Here is an 18845-nt window from a genome sequence, read left to right as displayed (position 1 = left end):
TACATGACAGCGGCCAACTCCGTCACCACCGGCATTGCACTGGAGCAATTGCTGGACCGTCTCGACGGTGTCCTGCAGGACCACGGCGCCGAGGCGCTGCTGGCGCAACTGCAGGCCGAACCCCTGCTCGCCGACTCCATCGATGCCATCTCGCGCCTGCACGTGCTGTGGGTCAACGCCGGTGACCCACAGGCCGCCGCCCAGGTGCTCGAACTCGACGGCCAGCGCCTGCTCGAACACTGCAACCCCGAGCACCGCGCCGAACTGGCCATGAGCCTGGCGCTCAAGCGCCTGCGCCTGGCGGATTACTGCGACGACGAAGTGGTCATCGACCGGGTGCTCGACCAGGTCCAGGCGATGGCCGACGTGGCGCCGGACTACGATGTCGAACACTACCGCCGCAACGACATCTTCGGGATGCTCGAGCGACGCCCGCTGGCGCTGGCACTCAAGGCCATCGATGTCAGCCATGCCCTGACCCTGCTCAACGACGACCGCGCCGCCTACCGCGCCTGGGACCTGTCCGACCGCGCCCGCCGCCGTGCCTGGGCCCTGCATGCCAATGGCGAGCAGGCCCAGGCCCGCGATGTCGCCCTCGAAGCGGTCGCCGCACTGCGCCAGGCCGGGCCTGACCAGGATGTCGATGCAAACGATTGGCTACGCCTGGGCTACAGCGTGATCGAGATCATCCCGCTGCGCCTGGCGATGTTCGAGCAGCCGGTGATGGCGCTGGTCGCCGACGAGTCGCTGCCCCAGCGCCGCGAGTGGGAAGTGCGCCTGGCGCGCCTCGCCGCGCGCGCGCTGCATGCCCAGGGCGACCTGCCGGGCGCGTTGCGCATCCTGCCATCGGCGGCGATTACCCTGGAAAGCTACGGCGAAGACACCTTCATCGAGTACGAACTGCCTTGGCTGGTTGCCGGCGGCGAGATCGAGCAGGCAGGGCGCAGGGCGCTGTACGACATCTACGAGATGCGCCAGAGCATGGAGCCGGTTACCGTCCGGGTGGTGGTCGAGCGCCTGCTCGCCCAGGACCCCAGCGTCTGGTGGCCGCTGTGCATCATGCGCGCCTGCGATGACGGGGAAGTGCTGGCGCGTTTCCTGGCGTGCCTGCCGGCCCTCGAACAAGCGCCGCAAGGCAAGGGCGCACTGATCGAGGCGCTGTATGCCGACGACGAAGAGCCCGGGCGCCACGAGCGCTTGTATGCCCTGGCGCTGGCCGAAGCCGAGCTGCGCTCGCCGCGCCACCCCTGGATCCTGCGCCTGCAGGCCATACGCGAGCACAATGCCGGGCGCATTGATTCGCCCACCAAGCTGGCCATGCTGCAGGAAGCCATTGCCTCCGGGCTGATGGACGATCACCGCAGCAGCTTCAGCCTGGTGGAAGCCTGGGCCGAAGTCCACGGCCTGCTCGATATGCTGCGCCAGCCCACGATGCGCCTGGCCAGTGGCTACGACTACTACAACCACAGCGGCAAGCTCGAAGGCCTGGTCGAGCGTATGCTCGAAGCATTGGCCCCCGAGCAGCAGGCCGAGGCCCGGCAATTGCTGCAACTGGCCCAGCGCCAGTCCTACGAATTTGGCCAGGCGGCCCTGGAGCGCTTTTTCGCCACCGGCCACGGCCACCGTGGTGACGGCTGCGCGCACCTGTATTCGATGCTGTGCAACAACCTGGCAATCAACTACCGCTACCTGAAAGGGCACGAGCGCCTCGACCTTGCGCTTGAGTTGCACCATCGCGGTATCGACGCCAGCAGTTTTGCCGAGCACTTCCAAGGCCTGCTGCGCGTCCATACCCTGCTCGACGACCATGGGGCGATCTGCCAGGCAGCGGAAAAGCTGTGGAACTACGCCGGAACCTATGGCTACGGCCGTCACGATCCTGACGGCTACTTCGGTACCGTTGCCCGCTCGCTGTACATGCTCGACCGCGAACCGGAAATCGTCATCTGGCTTCAGCGCCTGCTCGATTGGCAAACAGGGCAGGGCATCAGCGACCAGGACGTGGACTACGACGGCCTGCGCTGCCGGATGAAAATCGCCCTCCACCTGGCCAATACCCAGCCGGAAGCCGCGCTGGCGCTGTGGCAACGCTACGAGCCGATCATCATCGCGCGCAAGGATACCTTGCTGACCTGGGACGCCGGCGACGTCTTCAACACCCTGGGCCGCAAAGACGAAGCCGTCGGCTACTTCCAGAAGGCCCTGGCCCTCTGCGCTGGCAGCGACCAACCCCATGACGTCAGCAACGCCGCGACCCTGCGCGGCATCATCGCTGAAATGCAGCAGGCGGATGCCCCCGCCACCAAACGCTGGTGGCAAGTGTGGAAGTGACCACCACCCCGCGCACCGGCGCCTACGCCCCGCGCAACCTGCTCAACGCCGATGCGCTCAAGCGCCAGCTGGAACAACGCAGCCTGGCCCGCGGCGACGCACCTGCCGTGCGTGCCTGGCTGCTCAACCACTTCTATCGTCACCTGGTCGGCAACTTCGAACCCGCGCGCAAGGTACACACCCTCGACCAGGCCGCAACCTTGCTGGCCGGCCAGGCCTTGCCAGCCTGGGTCGCCCGCCACCTGGAACAGGCGGCCAAGGCAGGCGAGGGCGCAGCCGCACCACTGGCCTGGGTCGACCCCGAGCACCCCGCCGTGCTGGAACAGGAAGCGCTGCTGGTGGAGTTCCTCGGCTCGCGCCAAGGCACGGCCCTGGAAGGCAAGCTTGAGCGCATCAATTGCCCACAAGCCCTGGCCCTGTGGCACCAGGAGCATGCGCGCATGGCGGCGCGCCAGGCCGAGGGCTGGCGGCAAAGCCGGCCGGAGGCGCTGCGCCGCGTGGTCGAATGCGATGACCATGTGCTGGTCGAATTGCTTCCAGGCAGCCCGCACCTGCGTGAGGAAATGGCCTTCGAAAGCTACGTCATGCGTCATTGCCTGGGCCAGTTCGCCGACCGTCGCGCCCTGCGCGGCGGCTACGGCGAAAGCTATGCCGAAGCCCTCGAGCAAGGTCGCATGCGCATCTTCAGCCTGCGTGACAAGCAAGGCCAGCCGCACATCACCCTCAGCCTGTACGTACAGCCCGATGGCAGCCTGCGCGTCGACCAGCTCAAGGGCAAACAGAACCGCCCACCCGTGGCCCGCTACCTGGAAGACGTGCTGGCCTGCCTCGATGCGCTGGGCACCGACCGCCAGACGCCGGCCGACTGCCTGGCCATCGGCGTCGTGCGCAGCGCCTCGGGCTGGTGCCGGCTCGAAGCGGTGAACGACCCGGCGACCCAGGCCCAGCTGATCGTCCAGCATCCGCAGTTGTTCGATCGCTTCGATGCCCCCTCGGCGCTGGTGGAGTGGCTGGTCGCCGCCCGTCAGCCAGAGTGCTTGCGCCGTGCCGAGCCACGTACCGCGACCGTGCGCTATGCCTTGCGTCACCTGTTCGGCGCGCCTGATGTGCACGGCCCGGTGTACGCCACCGAGGGCATCACCTGGCCGGGCATGACCGCCGCCCTGGCCGCGACCATCGGCACCTGGCTGCGTAGGGCTGCGTCATGATGATCTTCCTGCTCATGCTGTTCGCCACCTGGCTGCTGTGGCGCTGCATGCAACCGCGCAAGGCCTCGTTCGAACCCTTCAGCGGGCGCCGCTTCCATGCCCTGTCGCTGGGCCGGCCCATGGCCCAGGTGATGGGCGTGGACGGCTTCTTCAACGGCCATTGCTCGCAGATCACGGTGGAGGGCCAGGCCTTGCTGCGCGTGCCGTTGCTGCACATCGCCGGGCTGCAGGGCGATGCCGGCGACGAAGCCGTCCGGCAGTATTTCGCCAATGGTTTCGAGCGCCAGTGGTTGCGTATCGACCTGCACAGCCTGCAGGCCACCGACGACCCTCGCGCAGCCCTCGCATTCGCCTGTGTACGCTGTGCCTTCCTGATGCGCTGCGCCGTGCTGTTCGGCTGGCTGGCGCCGGACGTCGGCTGGCGTGTGCTGCTGCTCAACGCCCAGCGAGCGCAGGACTGCTTCGACAGCTGGGCCGATTTCGGCCATGCCTATCTGACCGGTCGTCGGCAATGGGTGCGCGCATTTCGCGCCGACGCGCTGGGTGAGCCATTCGACGAACAGCGCCTGGAGCAACTGCTGGCGCCGGGAGGGCACTGGGACGGCCTGCCATGGCGCGATTGCCCGCCCTTGAGCCCCGAGTTGCAGACTTCATGAGTTAGCCAGGCATGCAGTACGGCGGAGTTTTTTTACGCCGAATTAATTCAAGATTTATATATTTGTAAGAATATTTTCTGGTTCTCGTAGGAGTTTTCATTAATGTTTTTAAATTTTCTTTAATTTCCTAGGGGTATATATTAGGTCGCATCAGGGAAACCCCTAGACGAGGGTTTCGCGAACTATTATCTATCTATTTGGGTGGTTGCAATGCGCCATTACTGGCATTAGGCTACGCAACTGATTACCCACGGCTCACCGGAGTGTGAGCTTGAACCGCAGAACTTTGTCATTTCCCCATAATGACTACGCCCATATATCGGGCCTATGCAAGTTCGCATTGTGAGAAATGGATGTCCTACTCTTCCAAACTGGCGACGCGTTTCGCCGAACTCGCCACTAACGCCATCGCACCGGGTGCCTTTGCCGGTGAAGACGTGCGTTTCTCCACCGAGTTCGAAGCCCTCGAAGCCGAGCTGGGCAAAGCCCAGTCGATGCACGCCAGTGGCCAGGTCGACTGGCTGAAGATCCTCGAAGACAGTGAAGCGCTGCTGCGTGAGCAGTCCAAGGACCTGCGCGTCGGCGCCTGGCTGACCTGGGCGCTGTACCAGCGTGAATCCTATGCCGGGTTGCTGGCCGGGCTGGGCATGCTGCGTCAGCTGTGCGAGCAGCATTGGGACAGCGTTCACCCGCTCAAGGCGCGTACCCGTTCGGCGGCGATCGGCTGGCTGGTGCCACGCCTGGAGCAGGCGCTGAACACCGACATCCCGATCAAGGAGCAGCTGCCGCTGTTCCAGCAGATGGTCGAGCACCTCGCCGGCCTCGAAGCCGCGCTCTCGGAAAAACTCGGTGACGGCGCACCGATGCTGCTGCCGATCAGCCGTGCCCTGAAGAACCAGGTACAGCGCTCGGCCAGCAACGAGCCGCCGGCCGGCAGCGTCGGCGCCATCGTCAACCAGGTCAAGCAGGCCGCCACCCAGCTGTTCACCCCCGGCGAGCCGGTGGAAAGCGAGAAGGACGCCAACAAGGCCCTGCGTGCCCAGCAGGAGCAGGGCCGCCAGCTGTGCGTGTGGTGGCAGCGGCAGAAGGCCACCGACCTGCGCGCCCTGCGCCTGAACCGCACCTTGCTGTGGCTGCCGATCGAGGCCATGCCCGAGCGCAACGCCGAGAACGTCACCGCCCTGCGCGGCCTGCCCGCCGACAAGCTCAAGAGCTACCGCGAGCGCTTCGAGCAGGGCGCCTACGCGGACCTGCTGGTGGAACTGGAAAACAGCGTGGCCAAGGCGCCGTTCTGGTTCGACGGCCAGCGCATGGTCTGGGAATGCTGCCAGGCGCTGAACGTCGAGGCCGGCATGCGCGAGGTGGAGATGAACTTCGCCTCGCTGCTGCAGCGCCTGCCCAGCGTCATCGAGCTCAAGTTCCACGACGGCACGCCGTTCGCCGACCCCGAGACCCGCGCCTGGATCGCCGCCCAGGTCACCCCGCACCTGCAGGCCGTGGTCGAGCAGCCGGTCAGCGAACCCGGCGAGCGTCAGGCGCCCTGGGAACAAGCCCTGGAAGCGGTGCTGCCGGTGTTGCGCAAGGACGGCCTGAAAAAGGCCGTGCAGCAGCTCAAGCAGCAGATGCAGGGCGCCCACGGCGGGCGCGAACGTTTCTTCTGGCAACTGAGCCAGGCCCGGCTGTGCTTCACCGCCAAGAAATACGAGCTGGCCAAGACCCAACTGGAAGCCCTCGATCTGCAGCTGGCCCAATCCGGCCTGGATGCCTGGGAGCCAGACCTGTCGCTGCAGGTGCTGCATCTGTTGCACACCTGCTGTGAATTGCTGCCGCAGAACCACGTGGTTCGCGAGCGCAAGGACGAGATCTATCGCCGTCTGTGCCATCTCGATCTCGAAGTCGTACTCGAATAGGCCCAAGGGCCATAACCCTCAAGGAGAACACCAATGGCCAAAGAAGGCTCGGTAGCCCCCAAGGAACGCATCAACGTCACGTTCAAACCCGCCACCGGCGGCGCTCAGGAAGAGATCGAACTGCCGTTGAAACTGTTGGCGATCGGTGACTACACCCTGCGCGCCGACGATCGCAAGATTGAAGACCGCAAGCCGATCAGCATCGACAAGATGAACTTCGACGAAGTGCTGGCCAAGCAGGAACTGAGCATGACCCTGGCCGTGCCGAACCGCCTGCAGGAAGGCGCCGAAGGTGATGAGCTGGCGGTGAGCCTGCGCATCAACTCGATGAAGGACTTCAACCCGGCCAGCCTGGTCGAGCAGGTACCGGAGCTGCAGAAGCTGATGGAACTGCGCGAAGCCCTGGTCGCCCTGAAAGGCCCGCTGGGCAACGCCCCGGCCTTCCGCAAGGCCATCGAAGGCGTGCTGGCCGACAACGAGTCGCGCGAGCGCGTGCTCGGCGAGCTGGGCATGAACGCCCAGCCGGACGCCTGATCCCCCTAGCCAAGGAAGCTATTTGCCATGAGCACCGCCGCACAGCAACAGAGCGCCGAGAACAGCGAACTGAGCATTCTCGACAGCATCATCGCCGAAACCCGCCTGACCCCGGACGACGAAGCCTACGACATCGCCAAGCGCGGCGTGTCGGCCTTCATCGAAGAACTGCTCAAGCCGCAGAACGACGGTGAGCCGGTCAAGAAGGCCCTGGTCGACCGCATGATCGCCGAGATCGATGCCAAGCTCAGCCGCCAGATGGACGAGATCCTCCACCACACCGACTTCCAGGCCATGGAATCGGCCTGGCGCGGCCTGCAGCTGCTGGTCGACCGGACCAACTTCCGCGAAAACATCAAGATCGAGATCCTCAACGTTTCCAAGCAGGACCTGCTGGACGACTTCGAAGACTCGCCGGAAGTGATGCAGGCTGGCCTGTACAAGCACATCTACACCGCCGAATACGGCCAGTTCGGTGGCCAGCCGGTTGGCGCGGTGATCGCCAACTACTTCATGTCGCCGAGCTCGCCCGACGTCAAGCTGATGCAGTACGTGTCCAGCGTGTCGTGCATGTCCCACGCGCCGTTCATCGCTGCCGCCGGCCCGAAATTCTTCGGCCTGGAAAGCTTCACCGGCCTGCCGGACCTGAAGGACCTGAAAGATCACTTCGAAGGCCCGCAGTTCACCAAATGGCAGAGCTTCCGCGAGTCCGAGGACGCGCGCTACATCGGCCTGACCGTACCGCGCTTCCTGCTGCGCAACCCGTACGACCCGGAAGAGAACCCGGTCAAGTCGTTCGTCTACCGCGAAACCGTGGCCAACAGCCACGAGCACTACCTGTGGGGCAACACCTCGTTCGCCTTCGGCACCAAGCTGACCGACAGCTTCGCCAAGTTCCGCTGGTGCCCGAACATCATCGGCCCGCAGAGCGGTGGCGCGGTGGAAGACCTGCCGCTGCACCACTTCGAGAGCATGGGCGAGATCGAGACCAAGATCCCGACCGAAGTGCTGGTCTCCGACCGTCGTGAATACGAGCTGGCCGAAGAGGGCTTCATCGCCCTGACCATGCGCAAGGGCAGCGACAACGCCGCGTTCTTCTCGGCCAACTCGGCGCAGAAGCCGAAGTTCTTCGGCATCAGCGCCGAAGGCAAGACCGCCGAGTTGAACTACAAGCTCGGCACCCAGCTGCCGTACATGATGATCGTCAACCGCCTGGCCCACTACATCAAGGTCCTGCAGCGCGAGCAGCTGGGCTCCTGGAAGGAGCGCACCGACCTCGAGCTGGAACTGAACAAGTGGATCCGCCAGTACGTGGCCGACCAGGAAAACCCGAGCGCCGAAGTGCGTGGCCGTCGTCCGCTGCGTGCGGCGCAGGTCATCGTCAGCGACGTGGAAGGTGAGCCGGGCTGGTACCGCGTGAGCCTGAACGTGCGCCCGCACTTCAAGTACATGGGTGCCGACTTCACCCTGTCGCTGGTCGGCAAGCTGGACAAGGAGTAAGCACGCCGATGACGAGTGGATACGGAAGCCTGTTCGAACGCTTGAGCGGCGAAGCCGACAAGCGCGCCAACTGGCGGCGTGAAGATGCCGCCATGGCTTCCGTGGCCGCTCATCTGGCGAAGATGCTCAGCACCCGGGCCGGCAGCGTGCAGACGCTCGCCGACTACGGGTTGCCCGACCTCAATGACATGCGCCTGAGCCTGCACGACGCGCTCAGCCAGGCCCGCCGGGCCATCGAGCATTTCATCGAGGCCTACGAGCCGCGCCTGTCCGACGTGAAAGTGATTTCCCGACCGCGTGATCACGATCAGCTCAAGCTGGCTTTCAGTATCGAAGGCCAGCTTGAAGTGAACGGCATCAAGCGTCAGGTCAGTTTTGCCGCGCGCCTGGATGGCAGCGGGCAAGTCAGCGTAGGTCAAGGAGACTGATGATGGAGCCCCCCGCATAGCCCGGTCAGCCCCGCGTCACCCGCGACCACGCGCAACCCCGCCACTTGTGGCACCACGAGCGAACCCAGGCGAGACCAAGGATGTCCTTCAACCATTACTACCAGAGCGAGCTGACGGCACTGCGCCAGCTGGGCCGCCGCTTCGCCGAGCGCAGCCCGGCGCTGGCGCCGTACCTCGGCCAGGCCGGGCGCGACCCGGATGTCGAGCGCCTGCTCGAAGGCTTCGCCTTCCTCACCGGCCGCCTGCGGCAGAAGCTCGACGACGAGCTGCCCGAGCTCACCCACTCGCTGATGCTGCTGCTGTGGCCCAACTACATGCGCCCGCTGCCAGCCTTCAGCATCTTGCAGTTCGACCCCCTGCGCCAGGCCGGCCCGGCCCTGCGGGTGGAGCGCGACACGCCGGTGGAAGGCCGGCCGATCGACGGCGTCAGCTGCCGCTTCCGCACCTGCTACCCGACCGACGTGCTGCCGCTCAAGCTCAGCGCGCTGAACTACTCGCTCAACGGCCAGGGCGCGCTGCTCAGCCTGCGCCTGGAGATGAACTGCGACGGCAACGTCGGCGACGTCAAGCTCAGCCGCCTGCGCCTGCACCTGGCCGGTGAGCGCTACATCAGCCAGATGCTCTACCTCAGCCTGCTGCGCGGCCTGGCCGGCATCGAGCTGCTGCCGCTGGGCGCCAACGGCAAGCCGATGCTCAACGCCGCCGGCGAGCCGCTGCTGCTCAAGGCGAAGAATGCCACGGTCAACCCGGTGGGCTTTGCCGAGGAAGAGGCGCTGATCCCGTACCCGCTGAACACCTTCCGCGGCTACCGCTTCCTGCAGGAGTACTTCGCCTTCCAGGACAAGTTCCTGTTCGTCGACGTCAATGGCCTCGACGTGCTGCAGAGCCTGCCCGAAGAAACCCTCAAGCAGGTGCACGGCGTCGAAGTGCGCTTCGACATCCGCAAGGCCGAGGCCCAGCGCCTGCGCCCGACCCTGGACAACGTGAAGCTGTACTGCACGCCGATCGTCAACCTGTTCAAGCACGACGCCCTGCCGATCCGCCTGGATGGCAAGCAGGACGAATACCTGCTGCTGCCCGCCGAGCTCGACCCGGAGCACTGCGGGGTGTTCTCGGTCGACAGCGTCACCGGCTGGAGCCCGGGCGGCCTGGGCTACCAGGAATACGTGCCGTTCGAATCGTTCGAGCACGACCCCAGCTTCGACGTGCCGGTCAGCCGCTCGCACTACAGCCTGCGCCAGCGCTCCTCGCTGCTGCACGACGGCCTCGACACCTACCTGAGCTTCGGCGTGCACAGTGGCGAGTCCCACGAGACCCTGTCGATCGAGCTCACCTGCACCAACCAGAACCTGCCGCGCCAGCTGAAGCTCGGCGACATCTGCATGCTCAGCGAGCAGACCCCCGAGTTCCTCACCTTCCGCAACATCACCGCGGTCACCGCCAGCTATGCGCCGCCGCTGAACCGCGACTTCCTGTGGAAGCTGATCAGCAACATGTCGCTGAACTACCTGTCGCTGGCCGATGTGGATGCGCTGAAGGTGATCCTCGAAACCTACGACCTGCCGCGCTACTACGACCAGCACGCGGAAAAGGTCAGCCGGCGCCTGCTCGGCGGCCTCAAGGCGATCCGCCACCAGCACGTCGACCGCCTGCACCGGGGCCTGCCGCTGCGCGGCCTGCGCACGGAACTGACGATCGACCCCGAGGGCTACATCGGCGAGGGCGACCTGTTCGTCTTCGCCTCGGTGCTCAACGAATTCTTCGCGCTCTACGCGAGCCTCAACTCGTACCACGAGCTGCGGGTCAAAAGCACACAAGGAGAGGTGTACCAGTGGACACCACGCATGGGCTTGCAGCCCCTGCTCTGAGCAGGCTCAGCCGCGGCATCCGCGAGTACTCGCTGTTCCAGGCCGTGCTGCTGGTCACCGACCAGCTGCGCGAGCATTACCCGTACCTGGACGACGAGGAACTCTACGACCTGCTCGAATTCGAGGCCAACCCGAGCCTGGGCTTTCCGCGCAGCGACGTCGATCGCGTGGAGTTCTTCCACGAGCACGGCCAGCTGCGCGCACGCATGCGCTTCAACCTGATCGGCCTGATCGGCTCCAGCTCGCCGCTGCCGGCGTTCTATGGCGAGCAGGCGCTGGGCGACAGCGAGGACGGCAACCCGACGCGGCAGTTCCTCGACCTGTTCCACCACCGCCTGCAACGCCTGCTGCTGCCGATCTGGCGCAAGTACCGCTACCGCGCCAGCTTCAAGAGCGGCGCGCTGGACGGCTTCTCGTCGCACCTGTTCGCCCTGATCGGCCTCGGCGGCGAAGAAATCCGCAAGGCCAAGGAGCTGAACTGGAAGCGCCTGCTGCCGTACCTCGGCGTGCTCAGCCTGCGCGCCCACTCGGCGGCGCTGATCGAGGCGGTGCTGCGTTACTACTTCAAGCACGCCGACCTGGTCATCGAGCAATGCCTGGAGCGCCGCGTGGAAATCCTCGAAGAGCAGTGCAACCGCCTGGGCTTGGCCAACAGCCTGCTGGGCGAGGACGCGGTGCTGGGCGAGCACGTGCGCGACCGCAGCGGCAAGTTCCGCATCCACATCACCCAGCTCGACTGGCAGCGCTTTCACGAATTCCTGCCGATCGGCTTCGGCTACCAGCCGCTGTGCGCGCTGGTGCGTTTCACCCTGCGCGACCCCCTCGACTACGACATCCGCCTGGAACTGCGCCGCGAAGAAATCCGCGAGCTGCGCATCGGCGAACAGAACGTCTGCCACCTGGGCTGGACCAGCTGGCTGGGTCGCGAGCGCGCCGATGGCGTGGTGACCCTGGGAAGCAAAATTCATTAAGGACCAATGAGCATGATCAACGTAGACCTGCAACAACTCGTCCAGGCCCTGGACGCCGACAGCCGCCGCGACCTGGAACGCTGCGCCGAGCGCTGCGTGGCCCGTGGCGGCAGCAAGATCCTCGTCGAAGACCTGCTGCTCGGCCTGTTCGAGCGCGAGGGCAGCCTGCTGCAGCGCGCGCTGCAGGACGCCCAGGTGGATGCCGGCGAGTTCCAGGCCGCGCTGCACCCGGGGGTAGAGCACAGCGCCACGCGCAACCCGGTGTTCTCCCCGGAGCTGGTGCAGTGGCTGCAGGACGCGTTGCTGGTGTCCAACCTCGAACTGGGCCAGGCCCAGGTCGACCAGGCCGCGTTGATCCTGGCGCTGCTGCGCAACCCGCTGCGCTACGCCGGCAGCCGTTACCAGAAGCTGCTCGGGCGCCTCGACATCGAACGCCTCAAGGGCTACGCGCTGGCCCAGCAACCGGCCGCGCCGAAGGCCGCCGGCCAGCCCCAGGGCGAGTCGATGCTGCAGCGCTTCACCCACAACCTCACCGAGCAGGCCCGCGCCGGCAAGCTCGACCCGGTGCTGTGCCGTGACAGCTCGATCCGCCAGATGATCGACATCCTCGCCCGCCGCCGCAAGAACAACCCGATCGTGGTCGGCGAGGCCGGCGTGGGCAAGACCGCCGTCGTCGAAGGCCTGGCCGCGCGCATCGTCGCCGGCGAAGTGCCGCCGGCCCTGCAAGGTGTCGACCTGCTGGCGCTGGACATGGGCCTGCTGCAGGCCGGAGCCAGCGTCAAGGGCGAGTTCGAGCGGCGCCTGAAGGGCGTGATCGACGAGGTCAAGGCCGCGCCCCGGCCGATCATCCTGTTCATCGACGAAGCCCACACCCTGATCGGTGCCGGTGGCAACGCCGGCGGCTCGGACGCCGCCAACCTGCTCAAGCCGGCGCTGGCCCGTGGCGAGCTGCGCACCATCGCCGCCACCACCTGGGCCGAGTACAAGAAGTACTTCGAGAAGGACCCGGCGCTGGCGCGGCGCTTCCAGCCGGTGCAGCTGCACGAGCCGACCGTGGGCGAGGCGGTGACCATCCTGCGTGGCCTGGCCCAGCTCTACGAGAAGAGCCACGGCATCTACCTGCGTGACGACGCCGTGGTCGCCGCCGCCGAGCTGTCGGCGCGCTACCTCACCGGCCGCCAGCTGCCCGACAAGGCGGTCGACGTGCTCGACACCGCCTGCGCCCGCGTGCGCATCAGCCTGGCCGCCGCGCCCGACAGCCTGGAGCGCCTGCGTGCCGAGCTGGCCGAAGGCGAGCGCCAGCGCAATGCCCTGAGCCGTGATGCCGAAGCGGGCCTGGAGATCGACCAGGAAGCCTTCGAGCGCCTGGTCCAGCGCCTGGCCGAAGCGGCCGAACAGGAGCAGCAGTTGAATGTGCGCTGGGCCCGTCAGCGCGAGCTGGCCGAGCAGGTGCTGGAACTGCGCCAGCAAGTGGCCAACGCGCCGGTCGAGGCCACCGTTGAAGAAGGCGAGGAGGGCGAGGAGCACGCCGCGGTCGAAACCCGCGAGCAACTGCAACAGCGCCTGGCCGAAACCCACCACGCGCTGCTCGACGCCCAGGCCGAAGAGCGCCTGGTCAGCGCCGAAGTCTGCCCGCGCCTGGTCGCCGAAGTGATCAGCGCCTGGACCGGCGTGCCGCTGACCCAGCTGGCCCGTGAGCACAACGCCAAGGTGATCAGCTTCGCCGACGACCTGCGCACCCGCATCCGTGGCCAGGAGCAGGCCGTGCACGCCCTGAACCGCGCCATGCGCGCCACCGCCGCCGGCCTGAACAAGCCCGATGCGCCGGTGGGCGTGTTCCTGCTGGTCGGCCCCAGCGGCGTCGGCAAGACCGAAACCGCCCTGGCTCTGGCCGACCTGCTGTACGGCGGTGACCGCTTCATCACCACCATCAACATGTCCGAGTTCCAGGAGAAGCACACCGTGTCGCGCCTGATCGGCGCGCCACCGGGCTACGTCGGCTACGGCGAAGGCGGCATGCTCACCGAAGCCGTGCGCCAGAAGCCGTACTCGGTGATCCTCCTGGACGAGGTGGAGAAGGCCGACCCGGACGTGCTCAACCTGTTCTACCAGATCTTCGACAAGGGCGTGGCCAACGATGGCGAAGGGCGGCAGATCGACTTCCGCAACACCCTGATCCTGATGACCTCGAACCTGGCCAGCGAGCAGATCAGCGCCCTCTGCGAAAACGGCGAGCGTCCGGACGCCGAGCTGCTGGAGCAGCAGATCCGCCCGGTGCTCAGCCGCCACTTCAAGCCGGCCCTGCTGGCGCGCATGCGCGTGGTGCCGTACTACCCGGTCGGCGGCCCGGTGCTGCGCGAGCTCATCGAGATCAAGCTGGGCCGCCTCGGCGAGCGCTTGCAACGCCGCCAGCTGGCGTTCAGCTACTGCCAGGCGCTGGTCGACCACCTCGCCGAGCGCTGCAGCCAGAGCGAGAGCGGCGCGCGCCTGATCGACCACCTGCTGGACTCGCACGTGCTGCCGAAAGTCGCCGACCGCCTGCTCGATGCCATGGCCAGCGGCGAGGACATCAGCCGTGTGCACGCCACCCTCGATGCGCACGCAGGCGTGATCTGCGAGTTCGCCTGAGGTGGGCGTGATGTTCACCCACGTGCCGCAGCCGCTGGCCTACGCCGAGTCCCTGCTGGGGACTTTTACCGAACTGGCCGCCGCCGGTGACGACCAGCGCCTGCTGCAGGCGCTGGTGCAGGCGGTGGCCGGGCTCAGCGGCTGCGCGCTGGTGCAGGCCTACCTGCTCGACTCCACCCACACCCGGCTGGGGCTGGAAGTGGCGTGGCTCGACGGGCGCCTGCTGGCGCGCGATTGCTCCAGCCTGCCGGCCGACTACAACGGCGAGCAGCTGTTGCAGTTCGCCCTGTGCCAGAACCGTGTGGTGAGCATCGCCGAGCTGGCCAACAGCGTGTTCGATACCAGCTTCCTGCCGCCCCAGGCCGCGCCGTGGCAGAGCCTGCTGGCGGTGCCGCTGGTGAACGCCCGGCAACAGGTGGTCGGCGTGCTGCTGTGCGTCGCTCGGGAGCGCGGCGAGCTGGCCGTGTTCGCCGATTCGCTGGGGCGCCTGGGCACCTTCGCCATGGCCCAGCTGCAGCTGCTGCGGCGCCTGCGCCAGCCACTGCCACAGGCCCAGGCCAGCGTCGCCGCGCCAGCGGTGGTCGGCAGCTACGGCCTGATCGGCGACAGCCCGGCCATGCGCCAGACCTGCCAGATGATCAGCAAGGTGCTGCACAGCCCCTACACCGTGCTGGTGCTGGGCGAGACCGGTACCGGCAAGGAGCTGGTGGCCCGCGCCATCCACGACTACGGCCCGCGCCGTTCCGGCCCGTTCGTGGTGCAGAACTGCGCGGCATTCCCCGAGAACCTGCTGGAAAGCGAGCTGTTCGGCTACCGCAAGGGCGCCTTCACCGGCGCCGACCGCGACCGCCCCGGGCTGTTCGACGCCGCCCACGGCGGCACCTTGCTGCTCGACGAGATCGGTGACATGCCGCTGGCGCTGCAGGCCAAGCTGCTGCGCGTGCTGCAGGAAGGCGAGATCCGCCCGCTGGGCGCCAACGGCACGCACAAGATCGACGTGCGCATCGTCGCCGCCACCCACCGCGACCTGGCGCAGATGGTCAGCGAAGGGCTGTTCCGCGAAGACCTCTACTACCGCCTCAAGCAATTCCCCATCGAGCTGCCGCCGCTGCGCCAGCGCGACGGCGATGTCCTGGCCCTGGCCCGGCACTTCGCCGACAAGGCCTGCGCCTTCCTGCAGCGCAGCCCGGTGGCCTGGTCCGGCGGCGCCCTCGACCACCTCGAAGGCTATGCCTTCCCCGGCAACGTGCGCGAGCTCAAGGGCCTGGTCGAACGCGCCGTGGTGCTGTGCGAAGGCAGCGAGCTGGAGGCCGCGCATTTCGCCCTCAACAGCAGCGAGCCACCGCCTTGCGATGGCGAGCTGAACCTGCGCGAACGCCTCGAACAGGTCGAGCGCAACCTGCTGCTCGACTGCCTGCGCAAGCACGACGGCAACCAGACCCTGGCCGCCCGCGAGCTGGGCCTGCCGCGGCGCACCCTGCTGTACCGCCTCGGCCGCCTGAACATCCAGATCGGCGACAGCACGGGCCGCCTGGCATGAACCTTTTTCCCCTTACCCAAGGCGCCCCCCGACGGGCGCGCGCCTGTTCCGCACATGGAGTCGTTCCGATGTTTCAGCGTCACTGGCGGGCCGCGTTGCTGGCCCTGGTAACCGCACTCGCCCTGGCGGGTTGCACCGGCAACTACAAGTTCGACGACGACAGCTACCGGCCAGTGGGCGACCCCCAGGCCCTCAACCGCGGCAACTGAGCCCAAGGAGCCCTGACCATGGAACTGGTTTTCGAACTGGTGGACAAGCGCCAGCACGGCCGCACCGACTCGCCGAGCAAGTCGTTCGGCCGCGGCGGTGGCCTTATCGGCCGCGCCAAGGACTGCCACTGGAGCATCGAGGATGACAAGCGTCACCTCTCCAGCCACCACGCCGAAGTCACCTGCCGCGACGGTGTCTTCTACCTCATCGACCAGAGCAGCAACGGTATCCGCCTGGCCAGCAACGGCGCGCAACTGCGCAAGGGCGAGGCCTACCGCATCGAGCAGGGCGCGGTGTACCAGATGGGCGACGTGGAAGTGCGCGCGCGGCTGATCGAAAGCAGCCAGGGCATGGACGTCGGCCTGGGCCAGATGGGCTCGAACATCATCCCTGACGACGCCTTCCTCGGGCTCGACCCCATGGTCGCGCTGGACGAGGAAGAGTCGCGCCTGCGGCCGATGGACGAACTGGCCGCCATGACGTTGCCGGAAACGCCGGCCAAGCTGCGTGCCGACTACGCCCAGATCGACCGCGAGAACATCATCGTGCCGACCCTGGTGGCGCCTCCGGTCGATGAACCGGCGCCGCAGCCGGCCCCGCGCGAGCGCCTGGGCGAGTCGTTCTGGGCACGCTTCGGCGCGGCCCTGGGCGTCGACGTCGCCGGCCTCGACGACCAGGCCCGCGAAGACCTCGCCGTGCAGGCCGCCGGCCTCTTGCGCCACAGCGTCGGCGCCCTGCAGCAGAGCCTGCGCACCCGCAGCGAGCTGAAGAACGAACTGCGCCTGTCGCTGACCACGCCCCAGGGCGCCAGCCGCAACCCGATCAAGGCGCCGCTGGACCCCGACCAGGCCCTGGGCGAGCTGCTCAAGCCACGCCGCCCCGGCCAGCTGTCGGCCGAGCAGGCCGTGGCCCAGGCCTTCCGCGACCTGCAGGCGCACCAGGTGGCGCTGCTCGGCGCCAGCCGCAATGCACTGCGCAGCACCCTCGAACATTTCGCCCCGAGCCAGCTGACCCTGCAGTTCGAGCGCCAGGGCCGCAAGCCGTTGTTCGGCAGCCGCTGGAAGCAGTACGTGCGCCACCACGAGGCACTGGCCGCCGACGCCGACTGGAGCGAGCGCCTGCTGGCCAAGGACTTCGCCCGTACCTACGAAGAGCAGGTGCGCCTGATCGCTTCCCTTCACCACGACCCGCAAGGATGACCTGCATGACACACTTCACTCGCACACTGTTCAGGGCGGCGTGGGCCCTGGCGGCCTTGACCTGGCTGGCCGGCTGCAGCGCGCTGTCGCCGTACTCGGACATGACCAAGCTCGACCTGACCCTGAACGCCACCGACCAGCTCAACCTCGACATCAACGGCCGGCCATCGCCGGTGGTGGTGCGGGTGTACGAGCTCAAGCACCCGGTGGCCTTCGAAAGCACCGACTTCTTCACCCTCTACCTGCGGCCGAAGGAGGCCCTCGACCTGGACCTGGTGGCCAGCGAGGAGCACGAGCTGCGCCCGGGCGAAACCCTGACCCTGAAACTGAGCATCGACCCGGGCAGCCGCTTCGTCGGCGTACTGGCCGCCTACCGCGACCTGGAGCAGGCCGAATGGCGCCGGGTGCAGCCGATCCGTATCGGCGAGCGGGTGGTCGCCAACCTCTACCTGGACAAGACCGGTATCCACAACGGCGTGCCAGCCGTGGCACAAGCGGGTGATCAGCGATGAACGTGCACAAGGTAGTCTGGCAAGAGGGCATGCTGCTGCGCCCTCAACATTTCCAGCACAACGACCGTTACTACGACAGCCAGATGAAAACCCGCACGCAGCTGCTGGGCAACTGCACCTGGGGCTTCATCGACCTGGAAATCGACCTGCAGTTTCTCACCATGGGCAAGCTGGTGATCAGCCGCGCCGCCGGCATCCTGCCCGACGGCAGCTTGTTCGAGCTCGGCGGCAGCAGCGAGCCACTGGCCCTGGACGTACCGCCGAACACCGGCGCCACGCCGATCTTCATGGCCCTGCCGCTGGTCACCGGCAACCACGTCGAGGCACGCCGGCCCGAGCAGGCCGAAGTGCTGACCCGCTATACCACCTACGAGCTGGAAGTCAGCGACTCCAACGCCGGTGACGACAACGCCACCCAGATCAACTGCGCGCGCCCCGACTTCCGCCTGCTGCTGGGCGAACAGCAGGGCGACCAAGCCTACGTCAAGCTCAAGGTCTGCGAGATCCTCGACACCTCGCCGGACGGGGTGATCAGCCTCGACCCGGACTTCGTGCCGACCTACATCCGCACCCAGTCCTCGGTGTACCTGCAGTCGTGCCTGAAGGAAGTGATCAGCATGCTGGCGCTGCGCGGCGACACCCTGGCCGAGCGCATCCGTTCCAACGGCAAGGTCGGCGGCGCCGAAGTCGGCGACTTCATGATGCTGCAACTGATAAACCGCACCGAGCTGCTGCTGCGCCATTACCTGAACCTGGAGCAGGTGCACCCCGAAGAGCTGTACCGCACCTTCCTGGTGATGCTCGGCGACCTGTCGACCTTCTCCAGCGACACCAAGCGCCCACGGGTGGATGCCCGCTACCAGCACAGCGACCAGGGCGCGAGCTTCCGCAAGCTGATGGAGTCGATCCGCCAGGTGCTGTCGATGGTGCTCGAACAGCACGCCATCGAGCTGGAACTGCAACAGCGCCAGTACGGCATCCTGGTCTCGCCGCTGCACGACCAGGGCCTGCTCACCACCGCCTCGTTCGTGCTCGCCGCCAGTGCCAACTGCGAATCCGAAGAGCTGCGCCAGCGCCTGCCGTCGCACCTCAAGGTCGGCCCGGTGGAGCGCATCCGCCAGCTGGTCAACCTGCACCTGCCCGGGCTCAAGGTCAAACCCTTGCCGGTGGCGCCGCGGCAGATCCCGTTCCACGCCAACAAGACCTACTTCATCGTCGAACTCGATGCCGCAGATCGCGCCAAGATGGATGGCTCCGGTGGCTTCGCCTTCCACGTCACCAGTGAGTTCTCCGATCTCGAACTGAAATTCTGGGCCATCAGGAACTGAG

Annotated in this window: 15 protein-coding genes; all 15 read left to right on the top strand. The window is 66.8% G+C overall.

The features are described 5' to 3' along the window. Positions 1-3 precede the first annotated feature (3 nt). On the top strand, positions 4-2331 hold the full coding sequence (locus ACIP21_RS19485; protein ID WP_400690862.1) for a hypothetical protein: 2328 nt from the start codon (positions 4-6) through the stop codon (positions 2329-2331). After that, a complete protein-coding gene (locus ACIP21_RS19480; protein ID WP_400690859.1) occupies positions 2322-3539 on the top strand; it encodes a hypothetical protein in 1218 nt (405 codons plus the stop codon). Before ACIP21_RS19485 ends, ACIP21_RS19480 begins: the two co-directional genes overlap by 10 nt. Continuing rightward, entirely contained in the window at positions 3536-4195 is a 660-nt protein-coding gene (locus tag ACIP21_RS19475; protein ID WP_400690856.1) for a DUF1266 domain-containing protein, read from the top strand. The genes ACIP21_RS19480 and ACIP21_RS19475 overlap by 4 nt, the downstream gene beginning before the upstream one ends. Before the next feature lie 353 nt (positions 4196-4548). Beyond that, positions 4549-6105: a type VI secretion system protein TssA gene (gene tssA, locus ACIP21_RS19470; RefSeq protein ID WP_400690854.1), complete on the top strand. Its 1557-nt coding sequence runs from the start codon at positions 4549-4551 to the stop codon at positions 6103-6105. Positions 6106-6138: 33 nt separating this feature from the next. Next, positions 6139-6639: a type VI secretion system contractile sheath small subunit gene (gene tssB / locus ACIP21_RS19465; RefSeq protein WP_400690851.1), complete on the top strand. Its 501-nt coding sequence runs from the start codon at positions 6139-6141 to the stop codon at positions 6637-6639. 27 nt (positions 6640-6666) lie between these two features. Beyond that, on the top strand, positions 6667-8139 hold the full coding sequence (gene tssC, locus ACIP21_RS19460) for a type VI secretion system contractile sheath large subunit (protein ID WP_400690848.1): 1473 nt from the start codon (positions 6667-6669) through the stop codon (positions 8137-8139). 8 nt (positions 8140-8147) lie between these two features. Further along, a complete protein-coding gene (gene tssE / locus ACIP21_RS19455) occupies positions 8148-8567 on the top strand; it encodes a type VI secretion system baseplate subunit TssE (RefSeq protein WP_400690845.1) in 420 nt (139 codons plus the stop codon). A 101-nt stretch (positions 8568-8668) separates the two neighbouring features. After that, positions 8669-10456, top strand: a complete 1788-nt coding sequence (gene tssF / locus ACIP21_RS19450) for a type VI secretion system baseplate subunit TssF (RefSeq protein WP_400690843.1) — start codon at positions 8669-8671, stop codon at positions 10454-10456. Further along, positions 10420-11427 (top strand): type VI secretion system baseplate subunit TssG, encoded by a 1008-nt coding sequence (gene tssG / locus ACIP21_RS19445; protein ID WP_400690840.1) that lies wholly within the window; start codon positions 10420-10422, stop codon positions 11425-11427. The genes tssF and tssG overlap by 37 nt, the downstream gene beginning before the upstream one ends. Positions 11428-11433: 6 nt before the next feature. Next, positions 11434-14055: a type VI secretion system ATPase TssH gene (tssH, locus tag ACIP21_RS19440; RefSeq protein WP_400690837.1), complete on the top strand. Its 2622-nt coding sequence runs from the start codon at positions 11434-11436 to the stop codon at positions 14053-14055. A gap of 10 nt (positions 14056-14065) precedes the next feature. Then, positions 14066-15595 carry a sigma 54-interacting transcriptional regulator gene (locus tag ACIP21_RS19435; protein WP_400690834.1) on the top strand — a complete coding sequence of 510 codons (1530 nt, stop codon included), beginning with the start codon at positions 14066-14068 and terminating at the stop codon, positions 15593-15595. Positions 15596-15663: 68 nt separating this feature from the next. Beyond that, positions 15664-15804 (top strand): type VI secretion protein, encoded by a 141-nt coding sequence (locus ACIP21_RS19430; protein WP_400690832.1) that lies wholly within the window; start codon positions 15664-15666, stop codon positions 15802-15804. Between the two features lie 18 nt (positions 15805-15822). Beyond that, positions 15823-17004, top strand: coding sequence for a type VI secretion system-associated FHA domain protein TagH (gene tagH, locus ACIP21_RS19425; protein ID WP_400690829.1), 1182 nt, complete (start codon positions 15823-15825; stop codon positions 17002-17004). A gap of 5 nt (positions 17005-17009) precedes the next feature. Further along, positions 17010-17516 carry a type VI secretion system lipoprotein TssJ gene (tssJ, locus tag ACIP21_RS19420; protein ID WP_400690826.1) on the top strand — a complete coding sequence of 169 codons (507 nt, stop codon included), beginning with the start codon at positions 17010-17012 and terminating at the stop codon, positions 17514-17516. Beyond that, a complete protein-coding gene (tssK, locus tag ACIP21_RS19415; protein ID WP_400690823.1) occupies positions 17513-18844 on the top strand; it encodes a type VI secretion system baseplate subunit TssK in 1332 nt (443 codons plus the stop codon). The genes tssJ and tssK overlap by 4 nt, the downstream gene beginning before the upstream one ends. Position 18845 lies beyond the last annotated feature (1 nt).

Source organism: Pseudomonas sp. NPDC089401 (genome assembly GCF_044749485.1).
Classification (GTDB): domain Bacteria; phylum Pseudomonadota; class Gammaproteobacteria; order Pseudomonadales; family Pseudomonadaceae; genus Aquipseudomonas.
This window is presented reverse-complemented; position numbering and strand designations above follow the sequence as displayed.

Bases quoted from the DNA above. Each gene is read 5' to 3' on its own strand.
- ACIP21_RS19485 (WP_400690862.1), top strand. From the start codon at position 4: ATGACAGCGGCCAACTCCGTCACCACCGGCATTGCACTGGAGCAATTG.
- ACIP21_RS19475 (WP_400690856.1), top strand. From the start codon at position 3,536: ATGATGATCTTCCTGCTCATGCTGTTCGCCACCTGGCTGCTGTGGCGC.
- tssA (WP_400690854.1), top strand. From the start codon at position 4,549: ATGTCCTACTCTTCCAAACTGGCGACGCGTTTCGCCGAACTCGCCACT.
- tssB (WP_400690851.1), top strand. From the start codon at position 6,139: ATGGCCAAAGAAGGCTCGGTAGCCCCCAAGGAACGCATCAACGTCACG.
- tssC (WP_400690848.1), top strand. From the start codon at position 6,667: ATGAGCACCGCCGCACAGCAACAGAGCGCCGAGAACAGCGAACTGAGC.
- tssE (WP_400690845.1), top strand. From the start codon at position 8,148: ATGACGAGTGGATACGGAAGCCTGTTCGAACGCTTGAGCGGCGAAGCC.
- tssF (WP_400690843.1), top strand. From the start codon at position 8,669: ATGTCCTTCAACCATTACTACCAGAGCGAGCTGACGGCACTGCGCCAG.
- tssH (WP_400690837.1), top strand. From the start codon at position 11,434: ATGAGCATGATCAACGTAGACCTGCAACAACTCGTCCAGGCCCTGGAC.
- ACIP21_RS19435 (WP_400690834.1), top strand. From the start codon at position 14,066: ATGTTCACCCACGTGCCGCAGCCGCTGGCCTACGCCGAGTCCCTGCTG.
- ACIP21_RS19430 (WP_400690832.1), top strand. From the start codon at position 15,664: ATGTTTCAGCGTCACTGGCGGGCCGCGTTGCTGGCCCTGGTAACCGCA.
- tagH (WP_400690829.1), top strand. From the start codon at position 15,823: ATGGAACTGGTTTTCGAACTGGTGGACAAGCGCCAGCACGGCCGCACC.
- tssJ (WP_400690826.1), top strand. From the start codon at position 17,010: ATGACACACTTCACTCGCACACTGTTCAGGGCGGCGTGGGCCCTGGCG.
- tssK (WP_400690823.1), top strand. From the start codon at position 17,513: ATGAACGTGCACAAGGTAGTCTGGCAAGAGGGCATGCTGCTGCGCCCT.